At 47.7% G+C, this 12861-nt stretch carries 10 protein-coding genes; 8 read left to right on the top strand and 2 right to left on the bottom strand.

Features of this window, described 5'->3' with window-relative positions:
- Positions 1-366 precede the first annotated feature (366 nt).
- The 5 genes from P364_RS0128535 (at position 367) to P364_RS0128515 (ending at position 7339) form a co-directional block, all read left to right on the top strand.
- Complete coding sequence (locus tag P364_RS0128535) at positions 367-1860, top strand: TROVE domain-containing protein (protein WP_024633443.1); 1494 nt, start codon at positions 367-369, stop codon at positions 1858-1860.
- 26 nt (positions 1861-1886) lie between these two features.
- Positions 1887-2690 (top strand): nucleotidyltransferase domain-containing protein, encoded by an 804-nt coding sequence (locus P364_RS0128530; protein ID WP_024633442.1) that lies wholly within the window; start codon positions 1887-1889, stop codon positions 2688-2690.
- A gap of 18 nt (positions 2691-2708) precedes the next feature.
- Complete coding sequence (locus P364_RS0128525) at positions 2709-4184, top strand: methyltransferase domain-containing protein (protein WP_024633441.1); 1476 nt, start codon at positions 2709-2711, stop codon at positions 4182-4184.
- Positions 4162-6840, top strand: coding sequence for a polynucleotide kinase-phosphatase (locus P364_RS0128520; RefSeq protein ID WP_024633440.1), 2679 nt, complete (start codon positions 4162-4164; stop codon positions 6838-6840). Before P364_RS0128525 ends, P364_RS0128520 begins: the two co-directional genes overlap by 23 nt.
- A gap of 247 nt (positions 6841-7087) precedes the next feature.
- Positions 7088-7339, top strand: coding sequence for a hypothetical protein (locus tag P364_RS0128515; RefSeq protein ID WP_024633439.1), 252 nt, complete (start codon positions 7088-7090; stop codon positions 7337-7339).
- Between the two features lie 184 nt (positions 7340-7523).
- Here P364_RS0128515 and P364_RS0128510 read toward each other — a convergent pair whose 3' ends face one another.
- Positions 7524-8444 carry an AEC family transporter gene (locus tag P364_RS0128510; protein ID WP_024633438.1) on the bottom strand — a complete coding sequence of 307 codons (921 nt, stop codon included), beginning with the start codon at positions 8442-8444 and terminating at the stop codon, positions 7524-7526.
- A gap of 120 nt (positions 8445-8564) precedes the next feature.
- On the opposite strand from P364_RS0128510, the gene P364_RS0128505 reads away from it, so the two are divergent.
- The 3 genes from P364_RS0128505 to P364_RS0128495 all read left to right on the top strand — a co-directional run bounded on the left by P364_RS0128505 (position 8565) and on the right by P364_RS0128495 (position 11428).
- The gene (locus tag P364_RS0128505; protein WP_024633437.1) at positions 8565-9080 is read left to right on the top strand and encodes a mismatch-specific DNA-glycosylase; all 516 of its coding nucleotides are present in this window, start codon (positions 8565-8567) and stop codon (positions 9078-9080) included.
- 199 nt (positions 9081-9279) lie between these two features.
- Positions 9280-9852 (top strand): RNA polymerase sigma factor, encoded by a 573-nt coding sequence (locus P364_RS0128500; protein WP_024633436.1) that lies wholly within the window; start codon positions 9280-9282, stop codon positions 9850-9852.
- On the top strand, positions 9833-11428 hold the full coding sequence (locus P364_RS0128495) for a DUF4179 domain-containing protein (RefSeq protein ID WP_024633435.1): 1596 nt from the start codon (positions 9833-9835) through the stop codon (positions 11426-11428). Before P364_RS0128500 ends, P364_RS0128495 begins: the two co-directional genes overlap by 20 nt.
- A gap of 153 nt (positions 11429-11581) precedes the next feature.
- Here the strand turns inward: P364_RS0128495 and P364_RS0128490 are convergent, their stop codons facing one another.
- Positions 11582-12637: a LacI family DNA-binding transcriptional regulator gene (locus tag P364_RS0128490; protein ID WP_024633434.1), complete on the bottom strand. Its 1056-nt coding sequence runs from the start codon at positions 12635-12637 to the stop codon at positions 11582-11584.
- Positions 12638-12861 lie beyond the last annotated feature (224 nt).

The raw sequence follows: 12861 nt of genomic DNA, 5'->3' as shown, positions 1-12861 counted from the left end.
TTAAACTTATGGAGGTTGAATCAATTTCATCATACCTTTAGGTGCTTCAATCGTTACAAAACGATCATTTAATGAGTTATGAAATGGATTCGTCGCCATACTTTCGCCATGTTCGCGTGCAAATGCATGAGGCATAATAAGGTTGTGAAGCGGGGAAGCAACAAGCTCTGCGGATCAAGGTTCCGAGGCGCCAGGGAGGGTTACTTCGACTGTTAATCGACCAGGTCGTTGGTTCGAATCCAATCGCCGCCGTCCATGGCGGTGTAGCTCAGCGGTAGAGCGGGTATTATACCTTCCCACCTTTTTCCTCGGAACATTTTATTATGGAAGATGAATGAATAGACTCACACCGGGAGGTCATGAGTGATGAGCAGAGCGAAACAATTATTCAATCAACCTCAGCCAACCACACGTAATCATGAAGGCTATGGAGCCTATGAGCGATTGGTGGAGGAACAATATATACAGTTGTTGTTGACCAATACATTGAACAATACGTTTTATGCAGATACACAGCAGCTAATGGACGATGCGATGGTGAGTCATCAGGAGATGGCTGAGGTGGATGCGGGTTTTATGGCGCGGGCGCTGATCTATGCGCGTAATGAAGCCTTGATGCGGTTACAGCCCCTATTCGGGCTGGCGCTGTTGTCGAAGGTGGACCCGGATCACTTTGCAAAAGTATTCTCCCAAGTGGTACAGACACCGGCTGACTTGGCCGATTTTCTGACCATTCTAAGAGGAACTGGCCGGGGGCAAGGCGGTCGAGCTGTGAAGCGTCAGGTGAGCCTTTTTTTGAACGGAGTCAGCGAATACTGGGCGATCAAATACAACGGACGCGGGCGTGGATACAGTCTGGGCGATATGATCGCTACAGCACATCCCAAGCCGAGAGATATGAAACAGCAAGCCTTGTTCCGTTATTTACGGGGGCTTGAAGTAGATCTTACGGACCTGCCGCAGTTGCAGGCGCTGGAGAAGCTGAAGGCTATCCCGAATCCGGCAAGTCAGATGCATCTGATCGAAAAAGGCAAACTGCCGTATTCGGTGGTCACATCGATCATGCAGCCAACACGTACGGTATGGGAGGCATTGATGTTACAAATGCCGACCTTTGCGTTGTTGCGTCATCTGAATGCAATGGATCGGGCTGGAGTTTTTGAAAAATCAAAAAATATGGATTACGTCACACGTCGTCTAACGGATGCGGAAGCCCTGCGTAAGTCGCGCATTTTACCTTTCCAATTCGCCAGTGCATATGAAATGACTGCAAGGGAAGAGCTGCGGGAGGCTTTGCGGCAGGCCGTGGAGCTATCGATTGGAAATCTGCCAGCGTTGCCTGGAAGAACGGCCATTTTCCTGGATCGCTCCGGCTCTATGCAAGGGGATTATCTGCGAATCGGTTCGGTGCTGGCACTGGCGCTTTATAAACAAACCCGAGGCAACTCGCTGTTCTGGTTATTCGACCATATGGTTGAAGATGCTCGTCCGAAGATGAATGAAAGCATTCTTTCCCAGGCTCATCGTATTCGGGCACAAGGTGGAACCGACACGGGGCGGCCTGTGCGTGAGCTTCGGGATATTGGAGAGAAAGTGGATCAGATCATTATGATCACCGATGAACAGCAGAATGAGGGCAGTCCGTTATATGCCGAGCTTGAACGTTATCGCCGGATGATGAATTCGGAGTTGAAGGCGTTTATCGTGGATATTGCACCTTATCAGCAGGCAATGGTACCACCACGTGATGGTAAAACTTTTTATATCTATGGCTGGAGTGAAACGGTATTGACGTATATTGCCGAGACTGTGGCGGGATATGATACACTCGCTAACCGGGTGCGGGCGATGGATATTTAAATTGGGAAATGTGGAGGGCAATAGAGATGACTCATGTTCATGAAGAAATGAGAGATACGATTAGACAGCAGCTGAAGCAGATTGAACAGGAGGAGAACGTACGGATCATCTATGCCTGTGAATCGGGCAGCCGGGCGTGGGGTTTCCCTTCACAGGACAGCGATTACGATGTTCGTTTCCTATATGTGAGACCGCTGGAATGGTACTTGTCCATTGAGGATAAAAGGGATGTCATCGAACGCCCGATCAGTGATCAGCTTGATATCAATGGTTGGGATTTGCGCAAAGCCCTGAAGCTATTTCGCAAGTCGAATCCACCGCTGTTGGAGTGGTTGCAATCCCCGATTCAGTATGACGAACCGTACAGCGTGGCAGAGCATATTCGTGCACTGTCGCCTTTGACCTTCTCACCAAAGTCCTGTATGTACCATTATCTGAATATGGCGAAGGGAAACTTCCGGGATTATTTGCAGGGTGAGCAGGTGAAGATCAAAAAGTACTTCTATGTGCTGCGCCCACTGCTCGCCTGTGGCTGGATCGAACGTTATGATGCGATGCCGCCGATGGCATTCAAAGAGCTGGTGCACGAGCTTGTTCCTCAGAGCGGGCCGCTCTATACGGAAATCCATGAATTGTTACGCCGGAAAAAGGCAGGCGAGGAACTTGATCTGGAACCGCAGCTGCCAGCGATACAGGCTTTTTTGGCGGAGAAGATCGCGCATTTTGAACAAATGGCCGCTCAGATGGAGAATGAGCAGGTTATTCAATATGAAGAATTGGACCGGATCTTCCGTTTTGCACTGCAAGAGGTGTGGGAGGTAAAGGTATAAGAAGAAGGAGGAGATCTGATGCATCTGATATTGAAAGTAAGAGGAGCAGGGGCAGGAGCTGTATCGCGCTTGCTGGCGAAGAATCCACATAACGTATATGACCGGACGGAAAAGGATGCGCGTGTACGAATTGTTTATATCACTGACACAGAGAGCGAAACCGAAGTGTTGATTCATGCCGAGCCAGATCCTGTTGATCTGGTAAGAGGTACTCCGAACGGTTACGACATTACACAATATATTAACGACCGTGAATTTGTAACGAGCAGTTTGTTCTGCTCTTACATACGCTCTGCGCTGGGGACAGCGTTGAATGGTAAACCGAAGGAAGACCATTTGCAATGGGTGGAGCACTCGTTCGATATGGAGCTGTCATTTGGACCTGTGGCATCGGACCTCCCTGATCGGGTTGTGGAGGAACTATTCTCGTCACTAGGCTACACGGTTACCCTTGAGCGGGATGAGTTGTCTTATACATTTGATCTGAAAAAGAATAGTACTGTCCGCCGTATCAGACTGAGCGGACAAGTTACAGTACAAAATGCACTGCGTCAGTTATTTCTGCTGATTCCAGTGTTGGACAACTACAAACATTATTTCATTAGTGAAGATGAGATTGATAAGATCAAACGTTATGGCGAAGGATGGCTGGAAAACCATCCACTGAAAGAGCTTATTGTCCGACGCACACTGCGATTTTCCGAATTAATTCGGAAGTATGAGCACCAGGAAGGGAACCTGTCCGTCTCGGTTGAGCGGGCAGGTGGAGTGAATCAGATTTCCGATAAGGGAATCAATGAGAGTGATGAAGGGATTCAAGATACCTCTGCAGGTGAGCTTGAGCGATCTGAGTCACCAGTAAGGTTAAATGAACTGCGTTATCGAGCAATAGCGGAAGTAGTTGAAGCTCTTCCATCTAAGCGACGTATTGTCGATATGGGAGCCGGGGAAGGTAAACTTTCTGCCCGCTTGGCCTATATTTCGGGCGTGGAATCCATTCTGGCCGTTGAGCCATCAGGTCAGTCACGGCTTCGGGCCATGGAGCGCTTCGCGAAGCTGGAAGACCGAAGCGGGATCGTTGCTATGCCCAAACCTGTGATCGGCTCGCTGTTTTATTTTGATGAACAGATGCAAAATCAGGATGTCATGATCCTGTGCGAAGTGATAGAGCATATCGAAGCGTATCGCTTGAACGGGATTATGGAAACCATTATGAGTGATTATCGACCCGATGTGTTGCTGGTGACAACTCCAAACAAAGAGTACAACGAAGTGTATGCGATGGAGCAGGATAGCTTTCGTCACCATGATCATCGTTTCGAGTGGACTCGGGCGGAATTGGCAGCCCAATGTGAAGAATGGGCACTCAAAGGAAATTATAACTTTGAAATAAGGGGTATTGGTGAGTGCGCAGAGGGATATGGACAACCTACACAACTGGTCATTTTTGAACGGAGAAAGGAGACCAACTATGAAGAACAACAGAGAGCCTAAAGAAATAGAAGATACAGTCAGACGCCAGGTCGATGGTGCGAAGGGTTTGGAACAAGTACAGCGTGAAATTCGCTTGCCGCATGCAGGCATCGTCGTTCTGGTAGGGCCCTCAAACAGTGGGAAAAGCACGTTGTTGGATCGTCTCGTTGTAGAAGGTGTCATCCGAAGAACCGAGGCGGTATCATCTGATCAATTCCGAATGCTAATTGGAGATGACGAGTATGTGGATTGGAAACATAGGCCCCGTAGCGAAGCAGATGTAATCTATGCCGAGTACCAGCAGGTATCGGCCAAGGCGTTTGAAGCAATGGAAGCCATGCTCGCGACCCGTTGCCGTCTGAACAAGCTGACCTGGGTTGATGCCACACATCTGTATCCGGAGGATCGTCAGCGGTTGATTCAACTGGCCAGAAAAGCTCATGTGCCCGTGATTGCTGTGGTGTTGGATATCCCTGAAAAAGAACTGCTCGAACGTGATGCTCAGCGAGAGTATCCGCGCGGACGTCAGCGGGTGAAACAACAGGTGCAGCAATTCAAACGCACACTACGCGCCATTCGTGAAGATGGCTTCGACGCTAATTATGTGCTGAAGCATCCGGAAGACATCTCGTTTGTCCGTACATCCAACCCACTTATAATCGACATGGGTACAGGTATCGATATTATTGGAGACATTCATGGCTGTTACGAGGAAATGATGGAATTAATTCTCCGACTTGGATATGTGGATAAGGATGGAAGCGGGCTATACCATCATCCAGAAGGAAGAAAGCTGGTCTCGGTTGGTGATGTAACCAGCCGGGGACCAGAATCGCTGAAGTGTCTGTTGTTCTGGCAGCGGCATTGTGCATCTGGACTCGCCTACATGATCGACAGCAATCATGGGTGGAAAATAGGACGCTATCTGGACGGTCGTGATGTTACATTGAGCCATGGCGATGAACATGTGGAGGCCGAGCTTATTCAGTTGGAGCAGGAGCAAGGTAAAGAAATGGCACAGATAGTGCGAACAGAATTAAGGGCATTTCTGCTTGATGCACCATCTCATCTGATTTTTTCCCGAAATGGCGTACGTCAGGTGGTCGTAGCACATGCCGGGATTCGGGATCACTTTATCGGAAAACAGTCCAAACGCATTCAGGATTATTGCCGCTACGGCGATGTGGAGGGAACGGATGAACACGGAAGACCGATTCGCAAGGATTGGTACGTAGATCACGCTTCCGGTGAATGCATTGTCTGGGGACATGATCCGCATCCATATCCAACGATAGTGAATGATACGATCAATATTGACCAAGGCGTTGTCTTTGGGGGTATGCTCACGGCGTGGCGGATGCCGGAACGCGAGGCAATTAGTGTTCCAGCGAAGCAGGATTACGCTGAAGATCCGGACAGTCCGCTCAAACGATGGGAACGGCGGAGATTTGCTCCACCTAACTTGCGCAAGTTCAAGGAAGGATTCACAGTGCAAACCGGGTCCCGGATGGATGTATCCATTCATTCTGAGGTGGCAAAAACGGCGATCGATACCTTTTCTCATTTTACCGTACCGTTGGAGGAACTGGTTTATATCCCGCCCACGATGAGTCCACCACCAACAACTTCTTCGATAGAAGGATATTTGGAACATCCACAGGATGCGTTCCAGTACTACCGGTCTCAGGGCGTTACTCGAATGGTAGCGGAGAAAAAACATATGGGAAGCCGTGCCATTGTGCTCCTGTTCCGGGACGAACAGGTAGCTGAGAAGCGAATAGGAAGACCAACACTGGGGAACATTGTGACCCGGACGGGCCGCTCCTTTTTTGACAGGACAACTGAGAAGGATGTGTTATTAAGATTACACACGGATTTGATTGCAGCGGGTTATTTTGACCGTCACCAGACGGAGTTCGTATTACTCGATGCAGAGATCGTACCCTGGAATCTGAAAGCGCGGGAGCTAATCTCCTCGCAGTATGCACATGTAGCTGAGGCTTCGTTGATGGATCGGGAGTTGGTGCTTGGAAAGCTGCGTGATGCTAAAGCAGCCGGCCGAAATGTGGAGGAGTGGTTGCAGGACACAGAACGTAAGCTTGCCAATGCTAGAACATTCCGCGATGTATTTCAGAAATATTGCTGGGATGTAGAGGATATCGGAGATATTCGTATTGCACCGTTTCATACCTTGGCACATAGCACTGGGGCGTTTTGGGATCAGACGCATGAGTGGCATATGGAGCAAAATCGTGAGTTCGCCCGGATGTCCACGATGATGATGGAAACGGAATACCGTGTAATCACCAGTAGGGCAGATGAAGAGGAAGTCATTCGTTGGTGGGATGAGATCACGGCTGAAGGACATGAGGGCATTGTCATCAAGCCGGAAACATTCCGTGCCTGGAACGCCAACAAAATGATCCAACCTGCGATTAAAGTACGAGGTCGTGCGTATTTGCACATCATTTATGGTATGGATTACCTCGCACCGGAAAATTTGTCCCGGCTCAGCAAACGCAAAACGTCCAAAAAAGAGCGCCACGCTCTGATGGAGAGTGCCTTGGGCATGGAGGGAATTGAGCGTTTTGTACGCATGGAGCCTGTGGAAAGAATTCATGAATGCGTGCTGGCGACATTGGCTCTGGAATCTGAACCGGTGGACCCACGTTTGTAACTGAAATAGTGAAACATGAGACTTCTGATTCCTTTGGATGCAAGGTAATTGGGCAGGTTTGGTACATCCAAGCCTGTTTTTGTTTATTTTTCGTCAAAATATTTCAATTAAGATAATTAAAATAAGGAGTTTTAACGTCAATATAAATAACTAAAGCCCTATATCCTTCCATTCTATTCTGGGTAATAATTAATAGTAAGCAAGTGGTCATCATAATCTCACAACGTAACGATAGGGGGTAACCTGTATGGCGTCAATCATTCTGCTGGTGAAACAGACGGAAGACGATGAAAAGGTTATTTATCGATTCGGACCGAATGAGCGGAAGATGGGACTCATTGAAATGAATAAGGTCAAGGAAAGTGTGAAGGAACTGGAGCCTGTTCAGGTGGAGGGTGTGAGTCCGAGTTTTTACTTCAATCGGGCCGCGCAGCGACTGGTTAGATGTTTGTTCAGAGAAGGTGGCAAGTTCCCTGAGCGGACGACATGTGAATCTTAGTTTTCTTAGGGCTGTCAGTTAAACAATAGACTTGATTAGATGGAATATTCATTAACAAAGAAAGTTCAAGCGCATCCAAATAAGGCTGCGTTCGAACTTTTTTTGGTTATGCTGGCTTCTCCTCTGACAAAATAAAGTCCACAGCTCCATAAGGGAGAGTGGACTAGTTTTTTTGCGTATAAGGTCAGAACGTCTTCGCAAATGAAATCAGAGCAGTAATCGTAATGATGTTAAGCAGCGTCGAGATCAGAACTGTCTGGGCGGCAAAATCCGGCTCGTTATCATATTCCTCCGCCAGAATGGACGCATTGACTCCGGTAGGCATACCGGATGCAATAATGAGCGCCTGGGCGGCGATGCCTTGCAAACCGAGCAGCAGCACGATTGAGATCCCAATGGCTGGGCCAATCAGCAAACGCAAAAATGTGCTAATATACACATCAAGACGATACAGGCGGATCGGATATTTTACAATTTGCGCTCCGAGTGTTAATAGGGCTACAGCCACCATACTTTGCTGCGCATAGGTCAGCGGCATGGACAGGAAGGTTGGCAGTGGGATATTTCCCATATGAAACAAAATGCCGAGCAACAACGCATAAGGAACGGGCATTTTTAGAAATCCAATGATCACCGCACGGTAATTGCCTTTGAGCTTCGCACCCTGAATGGACAACACACCATAGGTAAAGGTCAGCAATGCCTGTAAAGACATGACCAATGCCTGGATGGACGATGCCAGTGGATCGCCACGGAACACTAGGGAGTTGATGGGCAGACCATAATTGCCTGCGTTGTCCAGCATGATACTGTTGTTGAAGGCGGCCTTCATGCCTTTATTCATCCGAAGCGAACGTGCGAACACAGACCCCACAATATAGAGAATAACTACATATAAAGCGTAAAAAAGCGTAACGGTTCCGAGCAACTCACCCGACATATCGGAGTGATACATGCTCATAAAGACGGCTGCGGGGGTAATACAATAGAAATTGATTTTGGCGAGGGTGTACAAGTCCAACTTGAACACCTTTTGCATCCAGGACCCGACGGCAATCAGGAGAAAGACGGGTAGGACGACTTCAAGCATGATGTCTGCAATCATCAGTTCAGCTTCCTTTTTCATGAAAATTTCAGTCCGATTCGAAAATACTTCAACCATTATATCATTTTATACACAGATGAAAGATGTAAATGACTAAAAAAGATAAGGGGGCTTTTCTTTATGATTCCAGATCATCTGGATTATGGTTTATCGATCTTATTTATCGGATTTAATCCCAGCATCACGTCTGGGGAGACGGGTCATCATTATGCTTACAAAGGAAATCGTTTCTGGCGCATTCTTGAACGCTCCGGATTGACCCCTCGTTTATATGATGCAAAAGAGGATGGAGAGTTGCTGAAGCTGGGGTATGGATTTACGAATATAGTGGCCCGGCCGACAAGAGGCATGGACGATATTACGAAGGAAGAATATGCAGAGGGACGGAAGATTTTACGGCAAAAGCTGGAGGAATACCGACCGGACATCGCCTGTTTTGTTGGAAAAGGAGTATACACCCAGTACAGTCAGCGTGCCAAAGCGGAATGGGGATTTCAGGACGACCCGGTCGTCAAGGAAATACATGAATTTGTTGCCCCATCATCCAGTGGATTAGTGCGTATGTCGATGGACGAAATTGTAGCGATCTATTCACAGCTTAGTGATTTTGTATCAGAGAAAAGCAAGGACGACTGAAGAAAGAAGCAAGGAAAGAACTTGGGATTACAGTCATTGCAGCAGTCACAAAGAACCAAGAATGGTTGTAGAGTTCGCTCATCCGGTTTTCACCTGGTGGCGCGAATTCTTTTTTTTGGATAAAGTGAGAGGTTTCGGGAAGTGCTTCCGTCTATATAGTACAGAACCATGCATGGAAGCTGTAGAGAAGGGGGATTACATGACTCAACAGATACCAGAGGAGGAGCTCATTCAGCGTATTATTGCGGGGGACAAACAGCTTTTTGCAGTGCTCGTGGATCGATATAAAAATAAAGTATTCGGCATTTTGCGCGGAATGGGTGCGAGTCATCAGGATGCACAGGATCTCGCTCAGGATACGTTTCTGCGAATTTACCGTTATCTTCCGACACGAAGGGAAGGAAGCAGTTTCTCATCCTGGGTGTACACCATCGTTGTTAATCGGATGCGGGATTTTATGCGGCAACAGAAACCCGTGATGACTGCTGTTCATACGGGCTTGGAACAGACCAATGGTGAAACGCCAGAGAAGCATGTGCTGCATAAGGAGATGCAGCGTGAAATCTATCGCCAGATGGAGCAACTGCCGGAATCGTATCGGCTTGTGCTGCTGCTTAAATATACGAATGAGTTAAGCTACGAAGAGATTGCAGATATCACGGACATGAGTTCCGCGCAAGTGCGTAATGCGCTTTACCGGGGGAAGAAAACGTTGAAAAAACAAATGGAACGCAAAGGAGGTTTATCAACGTATGAAGCCTATTCCAAATGATGAGGATCGATTGTGGGAACAGCATTTGTTCCGTGAGGAACCGGATGCAGACTTTACGCTTGAGGTGATGCGGAAGCTGGATGGCGTGTCTATGTTGAGCGCAGAAGACGGGAATCTGTTTACGAAAAAAGCCTCCAAATCCCATTGGATGCGCCGTACTGGGATTGCAGTGGCGGCCGTTGTGATCCTTGCGGGAGGGGCCTGGTTTGCTTTTGATCACACAGCAAAATCCACGCAATCCACGGTAAATGCCGTAAATCAGCGGCTTCCCGACATACCTGTACCAGAAGAGATAAGATCTGGTTATCTGACGGATGATTACAAACGTCTGAAACCACTTGATCTTGTCATCAACCCGAAAATTCAAATTGTAGATCAGGGGTATACGCTTAAGATTAGCGATGTCCTTGTGGATCGTTCACAAATTATTATTATAATTGAGCAAAGCAACCCTGAAGGCAGCACGACACCGGTTGTTTATCCGGAGGCGGGAAGAATTCATGTTACAGATGAAAAAGGAAACAGAGTTGCTTCCATGGCGGTAGATACGAGGCTTAGCAGTGGGAAGTATCAAAGGTTTGTATTCCAGCTGAATGATGATATTCCAGATCACGTATTTGTACGGGGAGAATTAAGTTATTTAAAAATCCCTGATCATTATAATATTGATACTGGAAAAATTACAGCAAGTAATACAACGGTGGATTGGAGCTTCCAATTCAACATCGATATGACCAAAGCCAAATTAATGGCTGTTGAGGCTCCCATGAACAATACCTACACCACTCCAGAGGGCTTAAAACTGGATATGACACAGCTTGTACGTACACCAAATGGGACCCGCCTTGACATGAATGTGAGTCTGGATGATCAACTTCGGGCTATAATGGGAGAGACTTGGGCGGAAGATATGGACATCATGTATCATATCGAAATCCCGGAAACGAATGAGTATCGAATTTTTAACGAGAGCAGACCCAGTGCTCGTCAAGCCAAGTTCCGACTCCGTGATCAGAGTGGTATTAGGGATGGTGGGCCGTTAAAGTTGTCGGAGACATGGGACCCTGCTTATGTTACGGTGGATGCGAAGAAGATTCGCTTTGTCCTGGATGGTTATACTATCCCGGTGTGGGAGGAGAAGTCCGTGGAAGTGGATCTGGAAAAGATGCGTAAGGATGCTGAAATTTACACCTACGTACTGCAATTTGAACAATATGGAGATGAAATTTTAGTTTCTGACTTCAATTACAAACCGGTGTGGGAGTCCTATGACAAAAACTCCTCACTTGTGCTGGAGGGAAGAGGGATGTTCCAAAATGCTGTTAATGGCGATCGCTGGGTGGCCGTAGATTCGGAAGGAAAAGAGTATCCTGTTCAAGTAATCGGTTTTCCAGACCAGCCTAATAATAACGGAGAATACGTTGCAGACAATCTGAAATTGGTTATCCGTGATTTTTACAAAGAAAACGGAACGAAATTCACCTTAAAAAGAACAGCAGTAATTAATCGAGAGTATCGTGATGTGAAATGGGAAGTAGATCTTCCGTCGTACACAAGCCTGCCTTGGCAGAAATAACAGTCAAGAAGGTTATTCTCTGCCAAGAACGGAACGGAGCTTGGTATGAATAACTAGATAGAGATGAAAGGCCTCGCATAATAACATGCGGGGCCTTTTTGGTATTCAATAAAGTTAAGTTGCTCAGACGCTAAGGAGGTTGCCCACATTAAATTACGCCGATTCCCTTGGAATAAGGGACGTGGATAACATGACTGTTTCCTTTGGTGTACCAGGGCGTTCAATTCGACGCTGCAAAGCTTCGATCGCACGCTGACCGAGCTCCTCTTTGCAGAGATTGACTGTGGTCAGGGGAGGGGACGATGTAGCGGCGGCATGCACATTGTCGATACCGATGACAAGACAATCCCCGGGCGTGGAGAGACCCATTTCCTGCAACTTATTCATCCACTGCAAGGCGATATCATCATTGACGCCAATCCAGGCATCGGGGCGTTCGTCGGCGGGCATGTTTTTAATTGTAGCAGCCAATTGATTGATCCATTCGCCGTTCTCATAAGGAATATTCCATTCTCTGAAGGCAGTCATACGACTGCTGTCTGCATGAAAATGGTTCAAGGCCAGTTCGATGCCGATCTTCCGCTGTGCAAAGCTGGCAGCCCGGCCATCATCTGTAATCAGACCGATGCGGCGGCACTGCATCGACATTAAATATCTCGCCACAGTAATGCCTGCTTCCAGGTTATCATGGCTGATGGTATCACAGTTCAATAGAGGCTCCTGATGATCTACGAGCACAATCGGGCGACCTGTCTGAGCCAGTCGTTGCAGGACAGCATGGGGGAAAGCGCCCATGACGATGACCCCGGCACACCTTTCCCAGTCCAAGTGAGGAGCGATTGCCCGTTCAGGAGGTGTGTGTTCATCAGCGACTCCCAGAGAGGGGGATACGATGGCATGATGCCATCCTCTTTCATTACAGGCAGAGATCATACCGGAGAGTACACGCTGCCAGTAGTGCGGTTCGCCCCGGTTGAGCTGATTCATGCAGATAAGAGCAAACGGCGGCTCAGATTGATCTTCATTTCCAGTGGGCACAGCACTGCTACCTGGGGTGCTCTGGCGATATCCCAAGGCACGGGCTAATTCCAGAACACGGGCACGAGTCGCTTCACTGACACCTGTCTTGCCGCTGAGTGCGCGGGAGACGGCATATTTGGATAATCCAAGCTGGTCAGCCAGCGACTGGATGGATACTTTACGTGACATTTCATTACTCCTTCATATGTAAACAATTTGCATAAAGCCAACGAGTCAGTTCAATCTATATAAATTGAACAAAACATTTACACGATAACGGAGAGGACAGAAATAACCTGAAGAAGCGGAGCTAGAAGCTTTCTAAAAGAAAGCTGCATCGAAAGCATACGCTTCGCCTTTATCCCCGGATTTTTCCCTTTGAAAAAGGCAATCCAAAAAATCTGGGGATAACA

It is taken from the genome of Paenibacillus sp. MAEPY2, assembly GCF_000499205.1.
Classification (GTDB): domain Bacteria; phylum Bacillota; class Bacilli; order Paenibacillales; family Paenibacillaceae; genus Paenibacillus; species Paenibacillus vandeheii.
Note: the sequence above shows the minus strand (reverse complement) of the source record. Positions and strands in the feature narration are given on the sequence as shown.